This window comes from Allobranchiibius sp. CTAmp26, from assembly GCF_017565405.1.
Taxonomy (GTDB): Bacteria; Actinomycetota; Actinomycetes; order Actinomycetales; family Dermatophilaceae; genus Allobranchiibius.
Map to the genome: position 1 here is coordinate 80,025 of NZ_JAGEKR010000006.1, position 26,286 is coordinate 106,310.

Below are 26,286 nucleotides of genomic sequence, written 5' to 3' on the forward strand. Positions count from 1 at the left end.
GGCATGGCTGAATATGTGGGCGCGGGAGTGCTGGCCCTGGCGTTGCTGGGCTACCTCGTGTACGCGCTGATTCGACCGGACAAGTTCTGATGGGCGACACCACTGCGGGGCTGCTCACGATCCTGACGCTGGTCGTCGTGCTCGCCCTCGTGCACGTGCCACTCGGCGACTACATCGCGCACACGTTCACCAGCGAGCGCGACCTGCGCGCCGAGCGGTTGATCTACCGCCTGTGCGGGGTCTCGCCGCGTTCGCAGCAGCGCTGGACGACGTACGCCGTGTCGCTGATCGCGTTCTCGGGGGTGGGCGTCGTCGTGCTCTTCGCGTTGTGCGTCCTGCAACCTCACCTCCCCTTGGCGCGCGGCGCGTCGATGGATGTGAGCACGTCGTTCAACACGGCGATCTCGTTCGTGACCAACACCAACTGGCAGAGCTCCGCCGGCGAGGCCGGGGCCTCACCGGTCGTGCAGACCCTCGGGCTGACCATCCAGAACTTCGTCTCCGCCGCCGTGGGCCTGGCCGTCGTGGTCGCCGTGATCCGCGGCCTCACCCGGTCGGAGTCCGGCACCGTCGGCAACTTCTGGGTCGACCTCGTACGCGGGACCATCCGGATCCTGTTGCCGCTCGCCGTGATCGGCGCGATCGTCCTCCTCGCCGGAGGCGTCATCCAGGACGTGGCAGCGCCGCACGTCATCCAGACCCTCGATGGCGGCCGACAGACCGTGCAGTCCGGGCTGGTCGCCAGCCAGGAGGCGATCAAGCAGGTGGGCACCAACGGCGGCGGGTACTTCAACGCCAACTCCGCGCATCCGTTCGAGAACCCGAACCCGTTCACGAACGTCGTGCAGATCCTCCTGATGCTGGTCATCCCGTTCTCGCTGCCGCGGGCGTACGGCCGACTGGTGGGCGACCGGCGGCAGGGGTACGCCGTCCTGGGCTTCATGGGGGTCCTGTGGGCGGCGGGCATCGCCGTCATCACCTGGGCCGAGCACGCCTCCGCCACGAACGCTCTGGGCGCGATGGAGGGCAAGGAGGTGCGGTTCGGCGTGTGGGGGTCGACCATCTTCGCCGGCTCGACCACGAGCACCTCCACCGGTGCGGTGAACTCGCTGCACGAGAGCTACAGCCCCCTCGGGGGAGGTGGCGCCCTCACCAACATGGCGCTGGGCGAGATCTCGCCCGGAGGCGTCGGGTCCGGCCTGTACGGCGCCCTCATCGTGGCGATCCTCGCCGTCTTCATCGCCGGTCTGATGGTCGGCCGCACGCCGGAACTGCTCGGCAAGACGATCGGCCGCAAGGAGATCACCTACGCCGCGCTCTACACCGTGGTCACCCCGGCCCTGGTCCTGGTCGGCACCGGCGCCGCACTCGCGCTGCGGACCGCACGCTCGGGTCTGCTGGCGAGCGGTCCGCACGGTCTGACCGAGATGCTCTACGCGTACACCTCGGCGGCGAACAACAACGGCTCCGCGTTCGCCGGGCTCACCGCCGACCAGCCGTACCTGAACACCACCCTGGCCGTCGCGATGGCAGTCGGCCGATTCGTGCCGATCATCTTCGTCCTCGCTCTGGCGGGATCGTTTGCGGCACAACGCAAACGGCCGCACACGGACGGCACCATGCCCACTCACACCCCGCTGTTCACCGGGTTGATGGTCGGCGTCGCCCTGCTCGTCACCGGCCTGACGTTCCTGCCGGCACTCGCTCTCGGTCCACTCGCGGAGGCCCTCTCATGACCAGCCCGACCAGCACCCTGCTGCACAGTGCCGGCACCTCGATGCCGGATGCGGTGCGCAAGTTCCACCCCGCCCATCTCTACCGCTCGCCGGTGATGTTCGTCGTGGGGGTCGGTTCCGTCCTCACCACGCTGCTGGCGATCGTGCACCCGTCCGTCTTCAGCTGGGCCATCACCGTGTGGCTGTGGGCGACCATCCTCTTCGCCAACCTCGCCGAGGCCATCGCGGAAGGGCGCGGCAAGGCGCAGGCGGACTCGCTGCGCAAGACGCGGACGAGTACGACGGCTCGCCGGCTCGGCGCCGACGGCACCACCGAGGAGGAGGTGTCGGCCGCGGACCTGCGCCAGGACGACCGGGTCGTCGTGGACGCCGGGGGAGTCATCCCCGGTGACGGTGATGTGGTGGAAGGCATTGCCACCGTTGACGAATCGGCGATCACAGGTGAGTCTGCGCCGGTCGTTCGTGAGGCCGGCGGAGACCGGTGCGCGGTGACCGGTGGCACCACGGTGCTCTCCGATCGCATCGTCGTACGCATCACGTCCAAGCCCGGTGAGACCTTCATCGACCGGATGATCGCGCTGGTCGAGGGCGCCGAGCGCAAGAAGACGCCCAACGAGATCGCGCTCGGGATCCTGCTGGTGGTCCTCACGATCATCTTCCTGCTCGCCGTGGCGACCATCCCTCCGCTCGCGTCGTTCACCGGTAGGCCGCCGACGCTGGTCACGCTCGTCGCGTTGCTCGTGTGCCTCATCCCGACGACCATCGGTGCGCTGTTGTCGGCGATCGGCATCGCCGGTATGGACCGGCTGGTGCAGCGCAACGTGCTCGCGATGTCCGGGCGCGCCGTCGAGGCGGCCGGTGACATCTCGACCCTGCTGCTGGACAAGACCGGCACCATCACGCTGGGCAACCGGCAGGCGGCGGACATCCGGGTGCTGCCCGGCGTGGACGCCGAGCAGGTGCACCGGTGGGCCCAGCTGTCCTCCCTCGCCGACGAGACCCCGGAGGGTCGCTCGATCGTCACCTGGACGGCGCAGACCCTCGGGACGACGGCGGATTCGCCCGTCGACGCGACCGTGGTGCCGTTCACCGCCCAGACCCGGATGAGCGGGCTCGACCTCGCCGACGGCACGTCGCTGCGCAAGGGCGCCGCGGGCTCCGTGTGCCGCTGGGTCGAGGAGTCGGGGGGCGCCGGGGTGCCCGAGGCGATGCGGGCCGCCGACGAGATCAGCGAGCTCGGCGGCACGCCCCTGGTCATCGCGACCCGGCAGGGCGACGCCCCGGCCGCTGCCGTCGGGGTGATCTACCTCAAGGACGTCATCAAACCGGGCATGGTGCAGCGCTTCGCCGAACTGCGGCGGATGGGCATCCGCACCGTCATGATCACCGGCGACAACCCGTTGACCGCCAAGGCGATCGCCGAGGAGGCCGGGGTGGACGACTTCCTGGCGGAGGCGACGCCCGAGGACAAGATGCGCCTGATGAAGAAGGAGCAGCTCGGTGGCCGGCTGGTCGCGATGGCCGGTGACGGCACGAACGACGCCCCCGCGCTGGCCCAGGCCGACGTCGGCGTCGCGATGAACACCGGGACGTCCGCCGCGAAGGAGGCCGGCAACATGGTCGACCTCGACTCCGACCCGACCAAGCTGATCGAGATCGTCGGGATCGGCAAGCAACTGCTGATCACCCGCGGTGCGCTCACGACGTTCTCCATCGCCAACGATCTGGCGAAGTACTTCGCGATCATCCCCGCGATGTTCGTCGGTCTCTACCCGGGGCTGCACACCCTCAATGTGATGCACCTGCACTCGCCGAACTCCGCGATGCTCTCGGCGGTCATCTTCAACGCCCTGATCATCGTCGCGCTGATCCCGTTGTCGCTGAGGGGTGTTCGCTACCGACCGTTGCGAGCGGACCAGCTGCTCGCGCGCAACCTGCTGATCTACGGGGTGGGCGGCGTCATCGCGCCGTTCGTCGGCATCAAGCTCATCGACCTGCTCGTCCAGCTCCTACCGGGAATGTGAATCATGGCCTCCTCCTCCCTCACCTGGCGTCGACAGACCATCGCCGCCGTCCGTCTCCTGCTGGTGTTCACCGTGCTGCTGGGCGTGGCGTACCCGGCCGCGGTGTGGGCGGTCGGGCGGGTCGGATTCCACGACCAGGCGACCGGGTCCCTGGTCCGGCACGACGGCCGGGTCGTGGGCTCCTCCCTGCTAGGCCAGCAGTTCACCGGGCCGACGTGGTTCCACGGACGCGCGTCCGCGTCGTCGTACGCCGGTGACACCAGCGGCGGGACCAACCTGCCGGAGTCCGACCCGCAGCTGTGGAAGGCGGCCACGGCGATGCGTAAGGCCGCAGGGTCGATCGGGAACCGTCTGCCCCCGGACGCCCTGACCACCAGCGCCAGCGGTCTGGACCCGGACATCTCGCCGGCGTACGCCGCCCTGCAGGCACCGCAGGTCGCCGCGGCGCGCCACCTCCCGGTGGCGACGGTGCGACACCTGGTGGCCCAGCACACCACCGGCCGGACACTGGGGTATCTGGGCGAACCCCGGGTCGACGTGCTCGAGCTCAACGTCGCGCTGCGGGCTCTGTCCGAGACCCCGCAGCACTGACCCGTCGTCGACGGTTCGCGGTAAGGGAGGATGACGGGATGTCCAGGGGCCGGCTGCGCGTCTATCTCGGTGCGGCACCCGGGGTCGGCAAGACGGTGCGCATGCTGCAGGAGGGCCGACGGCGGCGCGACCGCGGCACCGACGTGGTGGTCGGCCTGGTCGAGACCCACGACCGGGCGTACACGCTCGAGCAGATCGGCGACCTCCCGATCGTGCCTCGGTGCAGCGTGCAGCACCACGGCACGCACCTGGACGAGCTCGACGTGGACGCCGTCCTCGCGCGGCATCCGGACGTCGTGCTCGTCGACGAACTGGCGCACACCAACGCCGCCGGGTCGCGGCACGAGCGCCGCTGGGAGGACATCGAGGAGCTCCTCAGCCACGGCATCGACGTCATCTCCACGGTCAACGTCCAACACCTGGAATCCCTCAACGACGTCGTCCGGGAAATCACCGGGGTTCGGCAACGCGAGACGGTCCCCGACGCCGTGGTCCGCAGCGCCGACCAGATCGAACTGGTCGACATGGCACCCGAGGCGCTGCGCCGTCGTCTCGCCCACGGCAACGTGTACGGCGCCGACAAGGTCGACGCCGCCCTGTCGAACTACTTCCGACCCGGCAACCTGTCCGCGCTGCGCGAACTGGCCCTGCTCTGGGTCGCCGACCGGGTCGACGAGGCACTGCTGCGGTACCGGACCGAGCACGACATCCGGCCCACGTGGGCCGCGCGCGAACGCGTCGTCGTGGCCCTCACCGGCGGACCCGAGCAGGACACCCTCCTGCGACGCGGCGCCCGGCTCGCGGACCGCGGTGCCGGGGGCGAATTGATCGCCGTACAGGTGGTGACCGAGTCGGGGCTGCGGGAGGCCCCGCCGGACTCCGCGGCGGCTGCGAGTGCGCTCACCGAGAAGCTCGGCGGCCGCTTCCACACGGTCACCGGCGACGACGTCGGCGAGGCGATCCTGGAGTTCGCGCGCGGCGTGAACGCCTCGCAGATCGTGGTCGGCGCGAGCAGGCGGTCGCGGTGGCAGCAGCTGCTCGGCCGTGGCGTCGGGGAGACCGTCGTCGCGGGCTCCGGCGAGATCGACGTGCTGATGGTCACCCACCCCCTCACGCGCAGCGGCCGCTCCGCCGGCATCACACTGCCGGGTCTCGGTCCGCGACGCACGATGCTGGGATTCCTGCTGGCGACGGTCGGGGTCGCCCTGCTGACGGCCGCGCTCGACGCGACGCAGCAGTACCACTCCCTGCCGCTGGAGATGCTGCTCTATCTGGCACTGACCGTCCTGGTGGCGATCGTCGGCGGGCTGCTGCCCGCCGTCACCGCGGCAGTGCTCGCCAGCCTGGCGCTCAACTGGTACTTCACCCAGCCGACCGGCACGTTCACGATCGGGCGGCCGGAGAACGCCGTCGCGCTGCTGCTCTTCGTGCTGGTCGCCGCCGCCGTCGCGACCGTCGTACACCTGACGGCCCGGCGCAGCGCGCAGGCCTCCGCGGCCGGACGCGACGCCCAGCTGATGGCCGCCCTGGCCCACTCCCTGCTGGACGCGCAGGAGCAACTGCCCGCGCTGTTGGAGCAGGCACGGGACACCTTCGCCGTGCCGGGTGCAGCCCTGGTGCGGACCGCGGACCGCGGCGGGACGCCGGGACTCGACCCCGAGGCTCCGACGGTGATCGCGTCCAGCGGCGTGATCGACGTCGCCGACCAGGCCCGCCTCACCTGCGCCGACGTGGGGACCGACCACCGCCTCGTGCTGGCCACCCGCACCGTCGACGCGCGGGAACGGCGACTCGTCGAGGCGTTCGCCGACCATGCCGAGGCGATCCTGCACCGCGAGGAACTGGCGGCCAGAGCGGGTGACGCGGCGGTCCTCGCCAAGGACAACGACTACCGCACGGCGCTGCTGGCCGCTGTGTCGCACGACCTGCGGACACCCCTGTCGGCAATCAAGGCCGGGGTCTCCGGGCTGCGCAGCACCGACATCGAGTTGTCCCGCTCCGACCAGGTGGAGTTGCTGGAGACGGTCGAGGAGTCCACCGACCGGCTCGACGCGCTCATCGAGAACCTGCTCGACATGTCGCGTATCCAGTCCGGCAGCCTCACCGTGCGCAGCGACGAGACCCTGGCGGCGGATCTGATCGAGGGCGCGCTGCACTCGCTGACCGACCGGGCCCAGGTGCAGGTGCGCCAGACCGACCCGCACCTGACCTGCGCGGTCGACCCCGGCCTCGCCGAACGTGTCCTCGCCAACCTCATCGAGAACGCCATCCGGCATACCCCGACCGGTACGCCGGTCACGGTCGACGCCGAGGACGTCGCCGGGCACGTGGAGTTCCGGGTGGTGGACCGCGGCCCCGGTGTGCCGCCGGCGCGTCGTGACGGCATCTTCGCGCCGTTCCAGAGGTACGGCGACGCCCCGCGCGGTGGTGGCATCGGACTCGGCCTGGCCGTCGCCAAGGGCCTGTCGGAGGCCATGGGCGCCACGCTGACCGCCGACGACACCCCCGGCGGCGGGCTCACCATGACGGTGCGGCTGCCATGACGCGCATCCTGGTCGTCGACGACGAGCCGTCCCTGGTCCGCACTCTCAGCATCAACCTGCGCGCCCGCGGGTACGACGTCGAGCACGCCTTCGACGGTCGCAGCGCCCTGCAGAGCGTCGTCGACTCCGTCCCGGACCTGATCGTGCTCGACCTCGGGCTGCCGGACCTGGACGGGGTCGAGGTCATCCGCCGGGTGCGTGCCGCGAGCGAGGTGCCGATCATCGTGCTGTCCGCACGCCACGACTCCGACGACAAGGTGGAGGCGCTCGACGAGGGAGCCGACGACTACGTCACCAAGCCGTTCGGGATGGACGAGCTGCTCGCCCGGGTGCGCTCCAGCGTCCGCCGCGCCGCCAGCGACGCCGCCCACGCACCGACGGTGCGCACCCCCGACTTCACCCTCGACTTCGTCGAACGCCGCGCCACCCGCAATGGTGCGTCCGTGCGGCTGACCCCGACGGAATGGCAACTGCTGGAGCGACTCGCCTCCGCCGGCGGCCACCTGGTGTCGCAGTCGGATCTGCTGCGCGCCGTCTGGGGGCCGGGCTACGAGCGTGAGGCCCACTATCTGCGCGTCTACGCCGCCGGGATCCGCCGCAAGCTCGAACCCGCACCTGGGCACCCCCGCTACCTGCTGACCGAGCCGGGGCAGGGGTACCGCCTGCGGGTATGACGCTCCGTCACCACCGGCGTACGGGGTGCGGGTGCGGGGAAGTGACCGTGGTGTCGACAACTCACCGACGTACGCCGTGCGGGTGCGGGAAAGTGGCCGCAGCGCCGACTTCCCACCGACGTACGCCGTGCGGGTGCGGGAAAGTGGCCGTAGTGCCGACTTCCCACCGACGTACGACGGGCCGATGCCCTCGGCCCCGATTGCGGCCCGGTCAGTCGTCGATGACCGCGAGGCCCCGGCGCCGCAGGTCGTCGAGCGACTCACGCCGGGCCTGCAACTGGGCAGGGGAGTGCCCCACCCAGCCCACGACCTCGTCGACGACCCGCACAGGCTCACGCGTGCGATAGGACCGGGTCGGGTTGCCGGGGAACTTGCGATCCGTGACGTTGGGGTCGTCCTCGAGATCGCCCACAGCTTCGACCAGGTAGATGCGACCACGCCCGTCACCCACCGCGAGTTCGGCACCCCAGGTGGCAGCGTCCAGGGTCGCCGTCACGTAGACGTGGTTCGCCGTCCGCCCCGCTTCGAAGTTCGAACCGTGCCCGGGCACCAACAGGTCACCCACCGCCAGGTCCGCCTTCGTCCCGTGCAGCAGGGTGTCCGGCTGATAGACCTCGAACGGTCTCGGCTCACTCATCATGCTGACCCCCATCGTCGTGCGTCGACCTGCTCAGCTGTTGTAGGCCCATTCCTTGACGTAGGCCAGTTGCAGCGTCGCGGTCGTGCCGGCAGCGAGCGGCGGGTTGCCCCACATCCGGCCCACCTGGAGCAGCCAGCGCATCGGGATGGTGGGGGAGGCGAACCCCGAACCGACCGTGGTGAAGGCGGTGTGCCCGTCGATGAAGAACGTCAGGCCGGTCGGCGACCAGTCGATCTGATACGTGTGCCAGTTGCTCAGCTGCTGGCCCAGCGCAGACCGCCAGCCCACGGCGCCGTTGTGGTACGCGTAGTGGTAGTTCCCGCTGTCCACGGTGCCGGGCAGCATCGCGCCCTCGTGATCGAACTCGAACTGTCCGCTGTCGTCGGAGGGCCACAGCAGGCCCGCGAATCCGAAACCGGAGGCACCGGTGGCCCGCATCCGGTAGACGGTCCGCCCATAGGTGCGGGCGCCGTACGGGTCGTCGGTCGCCACGGGTTGCACGTTGCCGCCCCACACCACTCCGTTGACGACCTTGCCGGTGAGGCTGAGCACCCCGCCCGAGACGCTCAGCGACGTCTCGGGGTGGTAGAGGCCGTTGGCGGCGGACCCCCAGCCGGTGGGGTAGGTCGTGAGACGGCCGTGGTACGGATTGGTCGCCGGAAGGTTCCCGTTGTCGCTGAGGGGCGCCCACAGGCTCCCGGCCGGCACGTCTCCGCGGTTGAAGAAGAGATTGGTGACCTGTCGCTGATAGTGGTTCACCGGGGGCGTCACCGGAGCGGTCGCCGCCCTGCTCGGCGGGATGATCGCGAGCGGTGCGACCACGACCGCCAGCGCCGCGGCGGCGCGTATCCATTTCATGTCTTCCCCAACCCCCTGGTGTCGTATCGGCAATGACGCGAACGAAACCGACAGGGCGGGGCTGCCGTCATTGATCAGCCCGCCGCGTCAGGTTAACCACGCCGACGGCCCTCGCGCTGGCGTTCGTCCGAAATCGTCGACCACCAATCCCCCATCTCGGACTATCGCCCGCTATGATTCCGCCGCGCCGTGCGGGGGTCACCTCGGCGGACGCCGGTTCGGTCCGTGCAGCGGCCCGACGGCACAATGGGCTGCGTGTCCGACACGCCCAGCCTGCCCTCCGACCTCCTGCAATCCCTGCGTCGCGATGCCGCCGGCCTGGTCGCCGCGATCGTCCAGCAGCACGACACCGGCGAGGTGCTGATGCTCGGCTGGATGGACGACGAGGCGCTGCGCCGCACGCTGCACGAGGGGCGGGTGACGTTCTGGTCGCGCAGCCGCCAGGAGTACTGGCGCAAGGGCGACACCTCCGGGCACGTGCAGCACCTCCGGTCGGCCTCCCTCGACTGCGACGGCGACGCTCTGTTGCTCCAGGTGGAGCAGGTGGGTGCCGCCTGCCACACAGGAGAGCGCAGCTGTTTCCACCGGCCGGTGGGGGAGCTCGCGTGATCACCGCCGACCTGCACGCCGACGTGACGTTCGGGCGGGACTGGCCCTCGGCCGACCTCTTCGCCGAGCTGGCGCGAGACCGGCGGGTGATTCCCGTCGTACGCCGCCTGCTCGCCGACGCCGAGACACCGCTGGGGGTCTACCGCAAGCTGGCCAAGGACCGACCCGGCACGTTCCTGTTGGAGTCGGCCGAGCACGGGGGTGTGTGGTCGCGGTATTCCATCGTGGGTGCCGCCAGCCGCGCCACGCTGAGCGAACGCGACGGCCAGGCGCATTGGATCGGCGAGCCGCCGGTCGGTGTGCCGACCGACGGCGCGCCGACACAGGCGCTGGCCGACACGCTGGACGCCCTGCGCACGCCCCACATCCCGGGTCTGCCACCGCTCACGGGCGGCATGGTCGGGGCGGTGACCTACGACGCCGTACGCCGCTTCGAGAAGCTCCCGGACACCGGTCGCGACGACCTGGGGCTGCCGGAGCTCAGCATGATGCTGGCGTCCGACCTGGCGGTGCTCGACCACTCCGACGGCTCGATCCTGCTCGTCGCGAACGCCATCAACTACGACCGGCGGCCGGAGGGCGTGGAGCGGTCCTATTACGACGCGCTGGCGCGGCTGGAGCGGATGCAGTCCGAGCTCGCGGCGCCCGCCCGCAGCACCGTCTCGGCCCCGCACCCGCGCGAGGACGAGCCCGTGAGTACCCATTCGCGGGAGGAGTACCACGACATGGTGGAGGAGGCCAAGGAGGCGATCCGCTCCGGCGAGGCCTTCCAGATCGTGGTGTCCCAGCGCTTCTCGGTGCCGTGCGCCGCGGATGCACTCGACGTCTACCGTGCGCTGCGGGTGAGCAACCCGAGCCCGTACATGTACCTGCTGCGTATCCCGCTGGACGACGGCGCGACGTACGACATCGTCGGATCCAGCCCTGAAGCTCTGGTCAAGGTCGAGGGTGAGCGGGTCACGACGCACCCGATCGCGGGCTCCCGACCGCGGGGGAAGGCCCCCGAGGACGACCAGCGGCTCGCGTCCGAACTCGCCGCCGACCCCAAGGAACGCGCCGAGCACCTGATGCTCGTGGACCTGTCCCGCAACGACCTGCAACGGGTCTGCGCGCCCGGCAGCGTCGAGACCGTGGAGTTCATGCAGACCCGCTACTACAGCCACATCATGCATCTGGAGTCCACGGTCGTCGGCCGCCTGCGGGAGGGCACCAGCGCGTACGACGTGCTGGTGGCGACGTTCCCCGCCGGCACGCTGTCCGGCGCGCCGAAACCTCGCGCGATGGCCCTGATAGATCGGTACGAGGGAGTGCGCCGCGGGGTGTACGGCGGGGTGGTCGGTTACCTGGACTTCGCGGGCGATCTCGACCTCGCCATCGCCATCCGCACGGCCGTCATCAAGGACGGTCAGGCGCACGTGCAGGCCGGCGCCGGCATCGTCGCGGACTCGGTGCCGGAGAGTGAGTACCAGGAGACCTGGAGCAAGGCGCGAGCTGCGCTGCGCGCGGTCGCCACGGCGCAGGGAATGAGCGACATCTCGTGACGAGCAAACGGTCGGTGTTCCTCGTCGGCCTGGTGGCCGTGCTGCTGCTGCTGCTCGCCGGCAGCCGCACCTGGGTGACCGGCAGCGTCGCCGACGCCGTCCTGCAGCGGGCCGACGTCCAGGTCGGCGGGTCCAGTGCGGCCCCGGTCGTGACGGCAGGCGCCCTGGTCGGGGCCGCGGCGGTCATCGCTCTGCTCACGGTGGGGAGGCTGCCCCGGTCCGTCGCCAGCGTGCTGGCCGCGCTCGCCGGAGCGCTCGCGCTCTACGGCGTGCTGCACGTGATCACCGACCCGGACGGCGCGATCCGTGACCACGCGGCGGGCTCCACCGGTCGCACCGGTGACGCGGTGACACACGGCGCGCTCACCTTCTGGCCCTGGGTCGGGGTGCTCGGTGCGGTGCTGCTGGTCATCACGGGGGTGCTGGGTTTCGTGGGCGGCCGGCGGTGGAGCGGGCTGTCCAGCAGGTACGACGCCCCGGCCGCTCGCACCCGCACCGTGTCGGCCTGGGACCGGCTCAGCGAGGGCGAGGACCCCACGGCGGACGACCCGCGGGGCGACGCGCGCGGGTCGGCCTGACAGAATGAAGCGCCCGTCTGGGGCACCCCGCGCAGTCAGCGGGACGACGTCGTACACGGAGGGCACCGCGGATGGCCGAAGAACACGAGAACCACGGACACAGCCTCGCTGCGTGGACCCTGGTCGGCCTGATGATGCTCGGCTCGGTCTTCATCGCCTTCGGGGTGGCCTTCGGGCTTCACTCGCTGGACATCGTCGGGGTCGTCATCTGCGCCGTCGGGGTCGCCGCGGGCAAGATCCTCGCCAAGGCCGGCTTCGGTGCGCCCGCGCTGCGGGCGCCCGGCCAGCAGGAGCACCACGAGGTCTCCACCCAGGCGCAGACCGGAGTGCACTGACCGGCGTGGGCACTGTTCTCGACGACATCGTCGCCGGCGTCCGCGAAGATCTCCAGGACCGCCGTCGGCTGCTGCCCCTCACCCAGCTCGAGCAGGACGCCGCGCAGGCCGTTCCCGCCCTCGACGCGATGGCGCGCTTCACCGCCCCCGGGCCGGTGAAGCTGATCGCCGAGGTCAAGCGGCGCAGCCCCAGCAAGGGCGATCTGGCCGACATCGCCGACCCGGCCGGTCTGGCCGCCGACTACGAGGCCGGCGGTGCCACGGCCATCTCGGTGCTGACCGAACGACGCCGCTTCGGCGGGTCGCTGCGCGACCTGGACGCCGTCCGTGAGCGCGTGCGAATCCCCTTGCTGCGCAAGGACTTCATGGTCGACCCGTACCAGATCGCCGAGGCGCGCGCGCATGGCGCCGACCTGATCCTGCTCATCGTCGCGGCCCTCGACGACGCCCTGCTGCGCGATCTGCACCAGCAGGCCACCCGGCTCGGCATGACCGCCCTGGTCGAGGTGCACGACGAGGCCGAGCTGGACCGCGCGGTCACCCTCGGCGCGCGGCTGATCGGCGTCAATGCGCGCAACCTGAAGACCCTCGAGGTCGACCCTTCGGCGTTCGGGCGCCTGGCGCCGCGGGTGCCGGGCGACCAGGTGTTGGTCGCCGAGTCCGGCATCGCCGGACCGGCCGACGTCGCGTCCGTCGTGCGCGACGGTGCGTCCGCGGTGCTGGTGGGGGAGGCGCTGGTCACCGGCGGCACCCCGCGCGAGGCCGCGGCGGCCCTCATCGACGCCGGACGGGCGGCCTCGGTATGACCGCCGCCGTGCCCGCGCAGGGTCTCGGCCGGTTCGGTGAGTTCGGCGGCCGTTACGTGCCGGAGGCGCTGGTCGCGGCCCTGGAGGAGCTCGACGAGTTCCGCACCAAGGCCATGGTCGACCCGGCGTTCATCGGCGAACTCGCCCAGCTGCACCGCACCTACACTGGCCGGCCGAGCATCCTGACCGCCGTCCCGCGCTTCGCCGAGCACTGCGGCGGCGCCCAGGTCGTGCTGAAGCGCGAGGACCTCAACCACACCGGCTCGCACAAGATCAACAACGTGCTCGGGCAGGCGCTGCTCACCCGCCGGATGGGCAAGACACGGGTCATCGCCGAGACCGGCGCGGGCCAGCACGGCGTGGCCACCGCGACGGCGGCCGCGCTGCTCGGCCTGGAGTGCGTCGTCTACATGGGCAAGGTCGACACGCAACGACAGGCCCTGAACGTGGCCCGGATGCGGCTGCTCGGCGCCAAGGTCGTGCCGGTCGAGCACGGCTCGCAGACGTTGAAGGACGCCGTCAACGAGGCGTTCCGCGACTGGGTCGCCAACGTCGACCGCACCCACTACGTGCTCGGTACCGTCACCGGGCCGTACCCGTTCCCGGAGATGGTGCGCGATTTCCACCGGATCATCGGCGTCGAGGCTCGCGCCCAGATGCTCGACGAGTACGGCCGCCTGCCCGACGCGATCTGCGCATGCGTGGGCGGGGGATCCAACGCCATGGGCATCTTCCACCGGTTCATCGACGACGCCGGGGTGCGTCTCGTCGGCCTCGAGGGCGGCGGCGAGGGCGTCGAGTCCGGTCGGCACGCCTCCCGCTTCAGCGGTCAGGCCGAGCCCGGGGTCCTGCACGGCGCCTACACCTACGTACTGCAGGACGACGACGGTCAGACCATCGAATCGCATTCGGTGTCGGCCGGACTGGACTACCCGAGCGTCGGCCCGGAGCACGCCTTCCTGCGCGACAGCGGCCGCGCGGAGTACTACCCGGTCACCGATGTCGAGGCCATGGAGGCCTTCCGCCTGCTGTCGCAGACCGAGGGCATCATCCCGGCCATCGAGAGTGCCCACGCACTCGCGGGCGCGATGAAGATCGGGCAGGAACTCGGCCCCTCCGGTGTGGTTCTGGTGAACCTGTCCGGGCGCGGCGACAAGGACGTGCACACCGCGGCGAGCTGGTTCGGTCTGCTGGAGGACGAGGCGACGACCCCGCCCGACGATGCGCCACGGCCCGCGGACGACGAAGCCGCCAGCGGCGGCGGGGAGAGCCAGACGTGACCGGCGTGAGCGATGTGCTGGCCCGCACGAGGAAAGAGGGCCGGGCGGCGCTGATCGGCTACCTGCCGACCGGGTTCCCCAGCGTCGAGCAGTCCATCGAGGCGATGGTCGCGATGGCGCAGTCCGGTGCGGACATCGTCGAGGTCGGCCTGCCCTACACCGACCCGTTGATGGACGGCCCGGTCATCCAGTCGGCCGCGACCAAGGCGCTGGAGAACGGCGTGCGCGTCGCGGACGTCTTCGACGCGGCCGCCGCGATCGTGCAGGCCGGCAGTGCCGCCGTGGTGATGACCTACTGGAACCCGGTGCTGCGGTACGGCGTCGACAAGTTCGCCGGTGCCCTGCGCACCAGCGGCGCGAGCGGACTGATCACGCCCGACCTCGTCCCCGACGAGGCCGGCGAGTGGATCACCGCCAGCGACGATCACGACCTCGACCGGATCTTCCTCGTCGCCCCGAGCTCGACCCCTCAGCGGCTCGCGAGCACCACCGCCGCCGCCCGCGGTTTCGTCTACGCCGCGTCGCTGATGGGCGTCACCGGCGCCCGCGACAGCGTCGGCGGCCAGGCACAGGTGCTCGTCGAGCGCACCCGCGAGGTCACCGACCTGCCTGTCTGCGTCGGCCTCGGGGTGTCCACCCCGGCCCAGGCGCACCAGGTGGCCGAGTTCGCCGACGGCGTCATCGTCGGCTCCGCGCTCGTGCGCTGCCTGTTGGAGGCCGACACCTTCGCCGCCGGCCTGGACGACCTGCGTTCGCTCACCAGCCGTCTCGCGGACGGCGTGCGCCGGACATGACCGCGTACCTGCCCAGCCCGACCCAGGGAGTCCTCTGGATCGGGCCGCTGCCGCTGCGCGCGTACGCGCTGTGCATCCTGGCGGGCATCTTCGTGGCGGTCTGGATCGCCGGCCGCCGGATCGTGCCCCGCGGAGGCACCGCCGACGACATCTACACCGTTGCCTGGTGGGCCGTGCCGTTCGGGATCGTCGGGGGGCGCCTCTACCACCTGATCACCTCGCCGCAGGCCTACTTCGGCAAGGGCGGCCACCCGCTCGACGCGTTCGCGATCTGGCACGGCGGCCTCGGCATCTGGGGGGCCGTCGCGCTCGGCGCGGTCGGCGGATGGATCGGCGCCCGGAAGGCGGGCATCAGCTTCCTGGACTTCGCCGACGCGGCGGTGCCGGGCATCCTGGTCGCCCAGGCGGTCGGGCGCTGGGGCAACTGGTTCAACAACGAGCTGTACGGCGGCCGCACCGACCTGCCCTGGAAGCTGCAGATCCACGAATGGGACGAGTCGCGCGGACACGCGATCTTCCAGGACGGCCACGCCGTCGTTCTCGGGTACTTCCAGCCGACGTTCCTCTACGAGGCCATCTGGTGCCTGCTGATCGCCACCGCGATCGTCGCGGCCGACCGGCGGCTGCTGCTCGGGCGTGGCCGGGTGCTCGGCCTCTACGTGATGCTCTACCCGGTCGGCCGCATCGTCTTCGAGTTGATGCGCACCGACCCGGCCAACCACATCCTCGGCCTGCGGGTGAATGTCTGGGTCTGCATCCTGGTCTTCCTGGGCGGGGTGGCGATCTTCCTCCGGACAGGTCGTCGGCACCCGGACGGCGTCCGCGAAGGCTTCATCGATCGACGCCGGTTCGACGAAGGCGACGAAGCCGCGGGACGCGACGCCACGAAGAGCGCGAGCCCAGCGCAAAACGTCTCGTCTGATGAGACGGATACGTCCACCTTGTGAGCATCCGAGGGGCCCGGATACGCTGAGCGCCCCGCAGGCCAACGTCGTCCCGCAGGTCACTGGAAGAGCAGTGCAGAGCCGGCGCCGGTGGCGCGGCTCTTTCATGATGTGCGCACGCGAGAGCGCATGCGCCCCGTCGCCGGGGCGCACGACGACGACAGGACGGTGGGTGCGATGAGCGTTCGCGGCAATTCCGGCTTCACTTCTGTACCCGATGCGCAGGGCCTCTACGACCCCCGTCTCGAGCGGGACGCCTGCGGCGTGGCCATGGTCGCCACGATGCGCGGCTGGGCCGGGCACGACATCGTGGAGCACGCGCTGACGGCGCTGCGCAACCTTGAGCACCGCGGCGCCACCGGCGCGGACCCCAGCGTCGGCGACGGCGTCGGCGTCCTCACCCAGATCCCGGACGACCTGTTGCGCGGGGTGTGCGACTTCGACCTGCCGCCCGTCGGCCGGTACGCCGTCGGCATCGCGTTCATGCCGGTCGACCCCGATGCCCAGTGGCACATCGGCGAGCGCCTCGCGCAGATCGCCGGTGAGGAGGGTCTGCGCGTGCTCGGCTGGCGCGATGTCCCGGTCAACCCCGATGGGGTCGGACAGGCCGCGCTCGACGTGATGCCGGTCTTCCGTCAGGTCTTCGTGGCCGACGCCGCGGACGGTGACGACGCGGCCGCGGGCATCGCGCTGGACCGGATGGCGTTCTGTCTGCGCAAACGCATCGAGCACGAGACCGACGTGTACTTCCCGTCGCTGTCCGCGCGGACCATCGTCTACAAGGGCATGCTCACCACGGGTCAGCTGGAGCCATTCTTCCCCGACCTGTCCGACGAGCGTTTCACCTCCCAGCTGGCCCTGGTGCACCAACGCTTCTCCACCAACACGTTCCCGTCGTGGAAGCTCGCGCACCCCTACCGGATGATCGCGCACAACGGTGAGATCAACACGGTGCGCGGCAACCAGAACTGGATGCGCGCCCGCGAGTCGACGCTGGCCAGCGAGGTCTTCCGCGGCGACCTGTCGCGCACCTTCCCGGTCTGTACGCCGGGCAACTCCGACTCGGCGTCGTTCGACGAGGTGCTGGAGATGCTGCACCTGGCCGGTCGGAGCCTGCCGGCGTCGGTGCTGATGATGATCCCCGAGGCGTGGGAGAACCACGCGTCGATGGACCCCGCACGCCGCGCGTACTACGAGTACAACTCCACGATCATGGAGCCCTGGGACGGCCCGGCCTGCGTGACCTTCACCGACGGCACGCTGATCGGTGCGGTCCTGGACCGCAACGGTCTGCGCCCGGGCCGCTACTCGGTGACCGACGACGGCCTGGTCGTGCTGGCCTCGGAGGCCGGCGTGCTCGACCTGGACCCCACCCGCATCGTCCGCAAGGGTCGGCTGCGTCCTGGCCGGATGTTCCTGCTCGACACCGCCGAGGGGCGGATCGTGAGCGACGAGGAGGTCAAGCAGCAGCTGGCCACCGAGCACCCGTACGGCGAATGGCTCACCGCCGGGATCATCAAGCTCGCGGACCTCTCGGAGCGTGAGCACGTCTGGCACACGCCGGCATCCGTCGAGCGTCGGCAGCAGACCTTCGGCTACACCCAGGAGGAGTTGCGGGTGCTGTTGGCGCCCATGGCCCGCACCGGCGGCGAGGCGTTGGGGTCGATGGGCACCGACACCCCGATCGCGGTGCTGTCGCAGCGCCCACGACTGATCTTCGACTACTTCACCCAGCTGTTCGCCCAGGTCACCAACCCGCCGCTGGACTCCATCCGCGAGGAGCTGGTGACCTCCCTCGGGAGCCTGATGGGCCCGGAGAGCAACGCCCTGGAGATCGGCCCGGCGCACGCGCGCCAGGTCGAGCTGCCCTTCCCGGTCATCGACAACGACGAGCTGTCGAAGCTGGTGCACATCAACGCCGAGGGCAACTTCCCCGGATACGGCACCTACGTCATCCGCGGCACCTACAACGTCGAGGGCGGCGCCACCGCACTGCGCGCGCGGCTGCAGGGGATCTTCGCCGAGGTGAGCCAGGCCATCGCCGACGGGTACCGCTTCGTGGTGCTGTCCGACCGGGACAGCAACTCCGAGTTCGCGCCCATCCCGTCGCTGCTGCTCACCGCCGCCGTGCACCACCACCTCGTCCGCGAGAAGACGCGCACCCAGGTCGGGCTGCTGGTCGAGGCGGGCGACGTGCGCGAGGTGCACCACGTGGCACTGCTCGTCGGGTACGGCGCCGCCGCGGTCAACCCCTACCTGGCCATGGAGTCCGTGGAGGACATGGTGCGCCGTGGCGAGCTGCCCGACATCAGCGCCGACCAGGCCACCCGCAACCTCATCAAGGCCCTCGGCAAGGGGATCTTGAAGGTGATGTCCAAGATGGGCATCTCCACCGTGGCGTCCTACCGCGGCGCGCAGGTCTTCGAGGCCATCGGGCTGTCCGACGACCTGATCAAGGACTACTTCACCGGCACCTTCTCCCGCCTGGGCGGCGTGGGCCTCGACGTGATCGCCAAGGAGGTCGCCGCCCGGCACGCCACGGCGTACCCCAAGAGCGGCCAGCGGCCCCCGCACCGCACCATCGAGACGGGCGGGGAGTACCAGTGGCGCCGCGACGGTGAGCCCCACCTGTTCGACCCGGAGACGGTCTTCCGGCTGCAGCACTCGACCCGCGCGCGGCGTTACGACATCTTCAAGCAGTACACCGCGCGGGTCGACGAGCAGTCGGCGCGGCTGATGACGCTGCGCGGGCTCTTCCGCTTCGATTCCGGCCGCGACCCGATCCCGCTGGACGACGTCGAGCCGGCCAGCGAGATCGTCAAGCGTTTCTCCACCGGTGCGATGAGCTACGGCTCGATCAGCAAGGAGGCGCACGAGACCCTGGCGATCGCGATGAACCGGATCGGCGCGCGCTCCAACACCGGCGAAGGCGGCGAGGACCTCGACAGGCTGCTCGACCCGGAACGCCGTTCCTCGATCAAGCAGGTCGCATCGGGCCGCTTCGGCGTCACCTCGGTCTACCTGACCCAGGCCGACGACATCCAGATCAAGATGGCCCAGGGCGCCAAGCCCGGCGAGGGCGGCCAGCTGCCCGGCCCGAAGGTCTACCCGTGGATCGCCGGGACCCGGCACTCCACCCCCGGCGTCGGGCTCATCTCACCGCCGCCGCACCACGACATCTACTCGATCGAGGATCTCGCCCAGCTGATCCACGACCTCAAGAACGCCAACCCCGAAGCGCGGATCCACGTCAAACTCGTCTCCGAGGTCGGGGTCGGGACGGTGGCCGCGGGCGTCAGCAAGGCCCACGCGGACGTCGTCCTGATCTCCGGCCACGACGGCGGCACCGGTGCGGCGCCGATGACCTCGCTGAAGCACGCCGGCGGACCCTGGGAGATCGGCCTGGCCGAGACCCAGCAGACCCTGCTGCTGAACAATCTGCGCGACCGGATCGTCGTACAGACCGACGGCCAGCTGAAGACCGGACGCGACGTCGTGGTCGCTGCCCTGCTCGGCGCGGAGGAGTTCGGTTTCGCGAGCGCCCCGCTCGTGGTGAGCGGATGCATCATGATGCGCGTCTGCCACCTGGACACCTGCCCGGTCGGCGTCGCCACCCAGAACCCCGAGCTGCGCAAGCGGTTCAGCGGCAAGCCGGAGTTCGTGGAGACGTTCTTCGAGTACATCGCCGAGGAGGTTCGCGAACTGCTCGCCGAGCTGGGCTTCGCCACCATCGACGAGGCGGTCGGTCAGGTCGGCGCCCTCGACACCCGCCCGGCCGTGGATCACTGGAAGGCGCAGGGACTCGACCTGTCGCCGGTGCTCGCCGACGTCGACGTGCCGGAGGGATCGCCCCGGCACCACACGATCGCCCAGGAACACGGGCTCGCCAAGGCCCTGGACCAGCAGCTGATCACGCTGTCCGCCGACGCGCTGCAGGACAAGGAGCCGGTGCGCATCGAGCTGCCCGTGAGCAACGTCAACCGCACGGTCGGCACGATGCTCGGGCACGAGGTGACCAAGCGCTACCCCGAGGGGCTGGCCGACGGCACCATCGATATCTCCCTCACGGGCACCGCGGGGCAGTCGCTCGGCGCGTTCCTGCCCCAGGGCATCACGCTGCGGGTCTTCGGTGAGGGCAACGACTACGTCGCCAAGGGGCTGTCCGGCGGCCGGGTCGTCGTACGCCCCACGCGCGACGCGTCGTTCGTGCCGGAGCTGAACTCCATCGCCGGCAACGTGATCGGGTACGGCGCGACCAGCGGCGAGGTCTTCCTGCGCGGCCAGGTCGGCGAGCGGTTCTGCGTCCGCAACTCGGGCGCGACCGCCGTCGTCGAAGGCGTGGGCGACCACGGCTGCGAGTACATGACCGGCGGCACGGTCCTGGTGCTCGGCCCGACCGGACGCAACTTCGGGGCAGGGATGTCCGGCGGGGTGGCGTTCGTGCTCGACCTCGACGAGCAGATGGTCAACACCGAGCTGGTCGACGTCCTGGAGGTCAGGGAGAGCGACCTGGAGCGCGTCCACACGCTGCTGCGCGACCACCACGAGTGGACCGAGTCGCAGGTGGCAGCCAGGTTGCTGGCGGACTGGCCGGATGCCGCGGGGCGACTCAGCCTCGTACTGCCGCGCGACTACCAGCGGGTGCTGGACGTGCGGGCCAAGGCCGACGAAGAGGGGCTCGACCCCGACGGCGGTCAGGTCTGGGAACGAATCATGGAGGTGAACCGTGGCTGATCCACGAGGTTTCCTGAAGGTGCGCGACCGGGCGCTGCCGCAGCGGCGGCCCGTCTCGGTCCGGATCAAGGACTGGAAAGAGGTCTACGAGGAGCAGCAGCTCGGCGAACTGCAGCAACAGGCGGGCCGCTGCATGGACTGCGGAATCCCGTTCTGTCACAACGGGTGTCCGCTCGGAAATCTGATCCCCGAGTGGAACGACCTGGCCTGGAAGGGCGACTGGCCCGACGCCATCGAGCGGCTGCACGCCACGAACAACTTCCCGGAGTTCACCGGACGGTTGTGTCCGGCACCCTGCGAGACCGCGTGCGTGCTCGGGATCAGCGAGCCGGCGGTCACCATCAAGCAGGTCGAGCTGACCACGATCGAGCAAGCCTTCGAGGCCGGCGCGGTCGAGCCGCAGCTGCCGACCCGGCTGACCGGCAAGACGGTGGCCGTCATCGGCTCCGGGCCGTCGGGGCTGGCCGCCGCGCAGCAGCTGACCCGCGCCGGCCACACGGTGGCCGTCTACGAGCGCGACGACAAGCCGGGCGGCCTGATGCGCTACGGCATCCCCGAGTTCAAGATGGAGAAGGCGGTCCTGGATCGTCGGCTCGAGCAGATGATGGCCGAGGGCACCCGGTTCCGCTGCTCGACCGACGTCGGGGGAGAGCTGACCGGGTCCGCACTGCGCCAGCGGTACGACGCCGTCGTGCTGGCCGTCGGCGCCACCGTGCGCCGCGGGTTGCCCGCCCCGGGCCACGAATTGAACGGCGTGGTGCAGGCGATGGACTTCCTGCCGGCCGCCAACCGGGCCGCGCTCGGTGAGCAGGTCCAGGACCAGATCACCGCCAAGGACAAGCACGTGGTCGTCATCGGCGGCGGTGACACCGGTGCGGACTGCATCGGGACGTCCCACCGGCAGGGCGCAGCGTCCGTGACGTCCCTGGAGATCATGCCCAAGCCGGGCGAGGACCGCTCCGAGGCCAACCCGTGGCCGACGTACCCGATGCTCTACCGGTTCGCGAGTGCGCACGAGGAGGGCGGCGAGCGGGTCTACGCGATCAGCACCAAGGAGTTCCTCGATGACGGTGCGGGCAACGTCAAGGCGCTGCGGCTCGTCGAGGTCGAGCGCAAGGGCAGCGGTTTCGAGGAGGTCGAGGGTTCCGAGCGGGAGATCCCGGCCGATCTGGTGCTGCTCGCCATGGGATTCCTCGGCCCGCAGAGCACCGGACTGGTCGAGCAGCTCGGGGTCGAGCTGGACGAGCGCACCAACATACGGCGCGACGCCAACTTCATGTCCAGCGTGCCGGGCGTCTTCGTCGCCGGTGACGCCGGCCGCGGTCAGTCCCTGATCGTCTGGGCGATCGCCGAAGGCCGAGCGGCAGCCCGCGGGGTGGACGCGTTCCTCAGCGGATCCAGCGACCTCCCGGCCCCGATCGGCCCGACCGATCGGCCGCTCACGGTCTGACCGCGAAGTTACCTCTGGGTACGGCGTGCATCGGCATCGAATGCCGGTGCGCCGTCGATAGGCTCGACATCATGCGACACGCCAAGATCGTCTGCACCCTCGGTCCTGCCACCTCTTCCGCGGAACGCTGCCGCGAACTGGTCGAGGCGGGCATGGACGTCGCCCGGCTCAACCTGTCCCACGGTGCCTACGAGGATCACGAGGAGGTCTACAACAACCTGCGCCGTGCCAGCGAGGCGAGCGGACGCCCCCTCGCGATCCTGTGCGACCTGCAGGGCCCCAAGATCCGCACCGGCCGCTTCTCCGCCGGTCCGATCGTGCTCACCAAGGGCGACCGCTTCACCATCACGGTCGACGAGGTGGACGGCGACCAGGACCGCGTGTCCACGACGTACAAGGGCCTCCCCGGGGACGTGCAGCCGGGCGACTCCCTGCTGATCGACGACGGCAAGGTCTCGCTCCGGGCGCTGCAGGTCACCGCGACCGACGTCCTCACCGAGGTCGTCGAGGGCGGCACCGTCTCCAACAACAAGGGCATCAACCTGCCGGGCGTCGCGGTGAGCGTGCCCGCACTGTCCGCCAAGGACGAGGCGGACCTGCGCTGGGCCGTCCGCCTGGGCGCGGATCTGATCGCGCTGTCCTTCGTGCGCGAGGCGGCCGACATCGACCGTGCCCACGAGATCATGGACGAGATCGGGCGCCGGGTGCCGGTGGTCGCGAAGATCGAGAAGCCGCAGGCCGTCGACAACCTGGCCGAGATCGTCGAGGTCTTCGACGCGATCATGGTGGCGCGCGGCGACCTCGGCGTGGAGTTGCCCCTCGAGGAGGTGCCGATCGTGCAGAAGCGCGCGGTCGAGCTCGCCCGCCGCGCCGCCAAGCCGGTCATCGTCGCCACCCAGGTGCTGGAGTCGATGATCGAGAACTCCCGGCCGACGCGCGCCGAGGCCAGCGACTGCGCGAACGCCGTGCTCGACGGCGCCGACGCCATCATGCTGTCGGGGGAGACCAGCGTGGGTGCCTGGCCGATCGAGTCCGTGCGGACCATGGCCCGCATCATCGCGAGCACCGAGGACCACGGGCTGGAGCGCATCGCGCCGCTCGGCACCCGTCCGCACACGAAGGGCGGCGCCGTCACCCGCGCGGCCGCCGACATCGGCGAGCTGCTCGGCGTGAAGTACCTGATCCCGTTCACCACGAGCGGCGACTCCGCGCTGCGGCTGGCTCGGTTGCGCAGCCCCCGGCCGATGCTGGCCTTCACCTGCGACCCGGTCGTGCGCAACCGGCTGGCGCTCGTCTGGGGGGTGCACCCCTACCTGGTGCCCGAGGTCAAGCACACCGACCAGATGGCGATGCAGGTCGACGAGATCCTCCTGGGGAACGACGGCTGCGTCGAAGGTGACCTGGTCGTGATCATCGCCGGATCACCTCCCGGCATTCCCGGTTCCACGAACGCGCTGCGGGTCCACCAGATGGGCGATGCGAAGAACAAGGTCGCTCCGGCGTACGACGACCCGACCACGTCGTTCGAGGGCCCGATGATCTGAGGCGCACCACCGGCGGCGCCCACCATGACGCAGTTCGGCACGAGCGCCGCAGGTCTACCTGCGGCTCTCGTGCCGAACTGCGTCAATGCTCGATCGAGCCGACGGTCCGCGTATGCTGGCGCGCGCACGAACCCCGGCCGGGGTGGTGGAATGGCAGACACGGAGCACTCAAAATGCTCTGCTCGAAAGGGCGTGCGGGTTCGAATCCCGCTCCCGGCACCAACGTTCGCAGTGCGTGAACGACGAATGGGGGGTCCACCAGGACCCCCCATTCGTCGTACGCAGAGTGAGGAGAGCTAGAACTCCTTCGGTGCCGAAGCCTTGTCGGTCGTCCCATCCTCGGCCGGAACGATGATCGGGCGCAGCCCGGCCCACAGGGCCATCAGGACCGCGACCAGGATCATCGCGAGCCCCGCCCACAGGTTGAGGTTGACCCCGCCGGTCTTGCGGCTGTCGGAATCGGTGTAGTTGGCGGCGCCCATGATCGTGAGCACCACGCCGTAGATCGCGAAGAGCGCGGCGATGATGTTGCGGACGTCGAAGATCCCGGCCGCGCGCCGATGGGTCGGCGCCGTTGTGGTCTGAGCCATGAGACGTCCTTAGTGGAAGATGATGTTGAGGATGATGACCAGGACCAGCGACACCCCGGCGAGCTTGGTGGGGGAGAGCCACCAGTGCGCGACCTCGCCCTCGGCGAAGTCGGCCTTGGGGGTCATCGAGTAGACCAGGCCGCGCAGCTCCGACTCCGGCTTGGGACTCGTGTACATCGTGACGATGACGCTCACGATGACGTCGACCACGAACGCCGCGCCCGCGCTGACGAAGCTGGCGCCCTGGCCGCTGAGGTTCAGCGCCCCGATCGACAGGTTGCCGAGCGCGTCCTTGGACAGGATCGCGACCACCAGCGCGCCGAGCGTTCCGGACACCAGACCCGTCCAACCGGCGGTGGGGGTCATCCGCTTCCAGAACATGCCGACGATGAACGTCGCGAAGAGCGGGGCGTTGAAGAACCCGAAGAGGGTCTGCAGGTAGTTCATGACGTTCGGGTACTGGCTGGCGAACGCCGACGTGCCGACGGCCACCAACGTGCCGATGACCGTGGCGATGCGCCCGAACCCCAGGTAGTAGTCGTCGCTGCGGTCCTTCTGGATGTACGTCTGCCAGATGTCGTAGCTCATCACCGTGTTGAACGCCGACAGGTTGGCCGCCATACCGGCCATGAACGCCGCGAGCAGACCGGCGATGGCGACCCCGAGCAGGCCGTTCGGCAGCAGATCGCGCATCAGGAAGAGCAGCGCATTGTTGTAGTCGGGCTTCTTCTCACCGGCGAACGCGCCGAGGCCGGCGGCCGCCATGCCCGGGATGATCACGATGAAGGGGATGAACATCTTGGGGAAGGAGCCGATGACCGGCGCCCGTTTCGCGGAGTTCATGTCCTTGCTGACCATCGCGCGCTGAACCTCGACGAAGTTCGTCGTCCAGTAGCCGAACGACAACACGAATCCCAGCCCGAAGACGATCCCGAGGATCGACAGGAACGAACTGCTGAATCCGGTCAGCCCGTTGCCCGGCCAGGAGTGTGTCTGGTCGTGGGTGAGCTTGCTGGTCAGACCGTTCCAGCCACCGACCTTCTTCATCGCGATGATGGTGAGCGGCAGCAGGGCCGCCACGATGACGAAGAACTGCAGCACCTCGTTGTAGATGGCCGCCGAGAGGCCACCCAGGGTGATGTAGCTGAGGACGATGAGCGCGGCGATGACGGTGGACAGCCAGATGTTCCAGCCGAACAGCGTGTTGACGATGGTCGCCAGCAGGTAGAGGTTGATGCCCGCGATGAGCAGCTGGGCGACGGCGAAGCTGATCGAGTTGACCAGGTGCGCGGTCGAGCCGAAACGCCGGTACATGAACTCCGGGACGCTGCGCACCCCAGAGCCGTAGTAGAAGGGCATCATCACCACGGCGAGGAAGAGCATCGCCGGGATGGCACCGATCCAGTAGTAGTGGAATGTCGGCAGGCCGATTTGCGCCCCGTTGGCCGACATGCCCATGATCTCGGTCGCGCCCAGGTTGGCCGAGACGAACGCCAGGCCGGTGATCCAGGCCGGCAGTGAACGACCGGACAGGAAGAAGTCGACGCTGCTCGACACCTGACTCCGGGCGATGAGCCCGATGCCGAGTACGAAGACGAAGTACGTCGCGATGAGGATGTAGTCGATCGGCCCGGCATCCAGCCGCAGGCCGCCGGACACGGCGTTCACCGTCGTACTCCGATGGCTGTGCCCGACATGCTCGACATGCCCGTTCGAGTCGGCGGCGTCGTGCCGACGGGTCGGCGGCCGCCCGTACGCAACGTCATGGTGATGTCCTCCGTAGTGCCCGTGGACCGCGCGCTCGGGGGTACGTCGCGTGCCGGTCAGCGGGGGGTCGTGGGTGTGATCGTTGACACTCTGGCGCGGATGTTCGATCATTGTCAACCAGCTTCGCCCATCAACCGCGCACGTTCACACATTCCTCGGGCCTGATCCCCCAGATGCGCGGGCGGTATGTGCGTTACTGTTCGTTCAGCGCTTGTCGCCCGGGTCGTGGTGTCCCCACCCGAACCCTC

General features: G+C 70.0%; 21 protein-coding genes and 1 tRNA gene. 18 read left to right on the plus strand and 4 right to left on the minus strand.

What is annotated here, in order from left to right; genetic code table 11:
• The first annotated feature begins 3 nt into the window (after positions 1-3).
• Genes kdpF through J4030_RS04280 form a run of 6 tightly spaced genes read left to right on the plus strand, consistent with a single transcriptional unit; the run spans position 4 to position 7,568 of the window.
• Positions 4-90 (plus strand): K(+)-transporting ATPase subunit F, encoded by an 87-nt coding sequence (gene kdpF, locus J4030_RS18645; protein WP_374221978.1) that lies wholly within the window; start codon positions 4-6, stop codon positions 88-90.
• A complete protein-coding gene (gene kdpA / locus J4030_RS04260; RefSeq protein ID WP_208047970.1) occupies positions 90-1,736 on the plus strand; it encodes a potassium-transporting ATPase subunit KdpA in 1,647 nt (548 codons plus the stop codon). The genes kdpF and kdpA overlap by 1 nt, the downstream gene beginning before the upstream one ends.
• The gene (kdpB, locus tag J4030_RS04265) at positions 1,733-3,760 is read left to right on the plus strand and encodes a potassium-transporting ATPase subunit KdpB (RefSeq protein ID WP_208047971.1); all 2,028 of its coding nucleotides are present in this window, start codon (positions 1,733-1,735) and stop codon (positions 3,758-3,760) included. The genes kdpA and kdpB overlap by 4 nt, the downstream gene beginning before the upstream one ends.
• Before the next feature lie 3 nt (positions 3,761-3,763).
• On the plus strand, positions 3,764-4,351 hold the full coding sequence (gene kdpC, locus J4030_RS04270) for a potassium-transporting ATPase subunit KdpC (protein WP_208047972.1): 588 nt from the start codon (positions 3,764-3,766) through the stop codon (positions 4,349-4,351).
• A 38-nt stretch (positions 4,352-4,389) separates the two neighbouring features.
• Positions 4,390-6,894, plus strand: a complete 2,505-nt coding sequence (locus J4030_RS04275; protein WP_208047973.1) for an ATP-binding protein — start codon at positions 4,390-4,392, stop codon at positions 6,892-6,894.
• Positions 6,891-7,568 carry a response regulator gene (locus J4030_RS04280; protein WP_208047974.1) on the plus strand — a complete coding sequence of 226 codons (678 nt, stop codon included), beginning with the start codon at positions 6,891-6,893 and terminating at the stop codon, positions 7,566-7,568. Before J4030_RS04275 ends, J4030_RS04280 begins: the two co-directional genes overlap by 4 nt.
• A gap of 211 nt (positions 7,569-7,779) precedes the next feature.
• On the opposite strand, the gene arr is transcribed toward J4030_RS04280, so the two are convergent.
• Together arr and J4030_RS04290 are read right to left on the minus strand one after the other, a co-directional pair.
• On the minus strand, positions 7,780-8,208 hold the full coding sequence (arr, locus tag J4030_RS04285) for an NAD(+)--rifampin ADP-ribosyltransferase (protein ID WP_208047975.1): 429 nt from the start codon (positions 8,206-8,208) through the stop codon (positions 7,780-7,782).
• Positions 8,209-8,238: 30 nt separating this feature from the next.
• Positions 8,239-9,066, minus strand: coding sequence for a glycoside hydrolase family 16 protein (locus J4030_RS04290; protein ID WP_208047976.1), 828 nt, complete (start codon positions 9,064-9,066; stop codon positions 8,239-8,241).
• 255 nt (positions 9,067-9,321) lie between these two features.
• On the opposite strand from J4030_RS04290, the gene hisI reads away from it, so the two are divergent.
• The 12 genes from hisI to J4030_RS04350 all read left to right on the plus strand — a co-directional run bounded on the left by hisI (position 9,322) and on the right by J4030_RS04350 (position 23,903).
• Complete coding sequence (gene hisI, locus J4030_RS04295; protein WP_307864550.1) at positions 9,322-9,675, plus strand: phosphoribosyl-AMP cyclohydrolase; 354 nt, start codon at positions 9,322-9,324, stop codon at positions 9,673-9,675.
• Complete coding sequence (locus J4030_RS04300; protein ID WP_208048089.1) at positions 9,675-11,216, plus strand: anthranilate synthase component I; 1,542 nt, start codon at positions 9,675-9,677, stop codon at positions 11,214-11,216. Before hisI ends, J4030_RS04300 begins: the two co-directional genes overlap by 1 nt.
• Positions 11,213-11,794, plus strand: coding sequence for a Trp biosynthesis-associated membrane protein (locus J4030_RS04305; RefSeq protein ID WP_208047977.1), 582 nt, complete (start codon positions 11,213-11,215; stop codon positions 11,792-11,794). The genes J4030_RS04300 and J4030_RS04305 overlap by 4 nt, the downstream gene beginning before the upstream one ends.
• 71 nt (positions 11,795-11,865) lie before the next feature.
• Complete coding sequence (locus J4030_RS04310; protein ID WP_208047978.1) at positions 11,866-12,129, plus strand: HGxxPAAW family protein; 264 nt, start codon at positions 11,866-11,868, stop codon at positions 12,127-12,129.
• Positions 12,130-12,134: 5 nt separating this feature from the next.
• Complete coding sequence (gene trpC, locus J4030_RS04315) at positions 12,135-12,935, plus strand: indole-3-glycerol phosphate synthase TrpC (RefSeq protein ID WP_208047979.1); 801 nt, start codon at positions 12,135-12,137, stop codon at positions 12,933-12,935.
• Positions 12,932-14,215, plus strand: a complete 1,284-nt coding sequence (gene trpB / locus J4030_RS04320) for a tryptophan synthase subunit beta (RefSeq protein ID WP_208047980.1) — start codon at positions 12,932-12,934, stop codon at positions 14,213-14,215. Before trpC ends, trpB begins: the two co-directional genes overlap by 4 nt.
• Positions 14,212-15,009 (plus strand): tryptophan synthase subunit alpha, encoded by a 798-nt coding sequence (gene trpA, locus J4030_RS04325; RefSeq protein ID WP_208047981.1) that lies wholly within the window; start codon positions 14,212-14,214, stop codon positions 15,007-15,009. The genes trpB and trpA overlap by 4 nt, the downstream gene beginning before the upstream one ends.
• Positions 15,006-15,956, plus strand: coding sequence for a prolipoprotein diacylglyceryl transferase (lgt, locus tag J4030_RS04330; protein ID WP_208047982.1), 951 nt, complete (start codon positions 15,006-15,008; stop codon positions 15,954-15,956). The genes trpA and lgt overlap by 4 nt, the downstream gene beginning before the upstream one ends.
• A 174-nt stretch (positions 15,957-16,130) precedes the next feature.
• Positions 16,131-20,687, plus strand: coding sequence for a glutamate synthase large subunit (gltB, locus tag J4030_RS04335; RefSeq protein ID WP_208047983.1), 4,557 nt, complete (start codon positions 16,131-16,133; stop codon positions 20,685-20,687).
• Positions 20,680-22,137 (plus strand): glutamate synthase subunit beta, encoded by a 1,458-nt coding sequence (locus J4030_RS04340; protein WP_208047984.1) that lies wholly within the window; start codon positions 20,680-20,682, stop codon positions 22,135-22,137. Before gltB ends, J4030_RS04340 begins: the two co-directional genes overlap by 8 nt.
• Before the next feature lie 71 nt (positions 22,138-22,208).
• A complete protein-coding gene (pyk, locus tag J4030_RS04345) occupies positions 22,209-23,681 on the plus strand; it encodes a pyruvate kinase (RefSeq protein WP_208047985.1) in 1,473 nt (490 codons plus the stop codon).
• A gap of 136 nt (positions 23,682-23,817) precedes the next feature.
• Positions 23,818-23,903 (plus strand) — tRNA-Leu (locus J4030_RS04350).
• A 74-nt stretch (positions 23,904-23,977) separates the two neighbouring features.
• Here J4030_RS04350 and J4030_RS04355 read toward each other — a convergent pair.
• On the minus strand, positions 23,978-24,271 hold the full coding sequence (locus J4030_RS04355) for a hypothetical protein (RefSeq protein ID WP_208047986.1): 294 nt from the start codon (positions 24,269-24,271) through the stop codon (positions 23,978-23,980).
• 9 nt (positions 24,272-24,280) lie between these two features.
• Positions 24,281-26,149 carry a sodium:solute symporter family protein gene (locus J4030_RS04360; protein ID WP_208047987.1) on the minus strand — a complete coding sequence of 623 codons (1,869 nt, stop codon included), beginning with the start codon at positions 26,147-26,149 and terminating at the stop codon, positions 24,281-24,283.
• Positions 26,150-26,286: the final 137 nt, after the last annotated feature.

What these genes read in the sequence shown, in the direction of transcription:
- kdpF (WP_374221978.1), top strand. Translation starts at nt 4, where the DNA reads ATGGCTGAATATGTGGGCGCGGGAGTGCTGGCCCTGGCGTTGCTGGGC.
- kdpA (WP_208047970.1), top strand. Translation starts at nt 90, where the DNA reads ATGGGCGACACCACTGCGGGGCTGCTCACGATCCTGACGCTGGTCGTC.
- kdpB (WP_208047971.1), top strand. Translation starts at nt 1,733, where the DNA reads ATGACCAGCCCGACCAGCACCCTGCTGCACAGTGCCGGCACCTCGATG.
- kdpC (WP_208047972.1), top strand. Translation starts at nt 3,764, where the DNA reads ATGGCCTCCTCCTCCCTCACCTGGCGTCGACAGACCATCGCCGCCGTC.
- J4030_RS04275 (WP_208047973.1), top strand. Translation starts at nt 4,390, where the DNA reads ATGTCCAGGGGCCGGCTGCGCGTCTATCTCGGTGCGGCACCCGGGGTC.
- J4030_RS04280 (WP_208047974.1), top strand. Translation starts at nt 6,891, where the DNA reads ATGACGCGCATCCTGGTCGTCGACGACGAGCCGTCCCTGGTCCGCACT.
- arr (WP_208047975.1), bottom strand. Translation starts at nt 8,208, where the DNA reads ATGATGAGTGAGCCGAGACCGTTCGAGGTCTATCAGCCGGACACCCTG.
- J4030_RS04290 (WP_208047976.1), bottom strand. Translation starts at nt 9,066, where the DNA reads ATGAAATGGATACGCGCCGCCGCGGCGCTGGCGGTCGTGGTCGCACCG.
- J4030_RS04310 (WP_208047978.1), top strand. Translation starts at nt 11,866, where the DNA reads ATGGCCGAAGAACACGAGAACCACGGACACAGCCTCGCTGCGTGGACC.
- trpB (WP_208047980.1), top strand. Translation starts at nt 12,932, where the DNA reads ATGACCGCCGCCGTGCCCGCGCAGGGTCTCGGCCGGTTCGGTGAGTTC.
- lgt (WP_208047982.1), top strand. Translation starts at nt 15,006, where the DNA reads ATGACCGCGTACCTGCCCAGCCCGACCCAGGGAGTCCTCTGGATCGGG.
- gltB (WP_208047983.1), top strand. Translation starts at nt 16,131, where the DNA reads ATGAGCGTTCGCGGCAATTCCGGCTTCACTTCTGTACCCGATGCGCAG.
- pyk (WP_208047985.1), top strand. Translation starts at nt 22,209, where the DNA reads ATGCGACACGCCAAGATCGTCTGCACCCTCGGTCCTGCCACCTCTTCC.
- J4030_RS04355 (WP_208047986.1), bottom strand. Translation starts at nt 24,271, where the DNA reads ATGGCTCAGACCACAACGGCGCCGACCCATCGGCGCGCGGCCGGGATC.
- J4030_RS04360 (WP_208047987.1), bottom strand. Translation starts at nt 26,149, where the DNA reads ATGATCGAACATCCGCGCCAGAGTGTCAACGATCACACCCACGACCCC.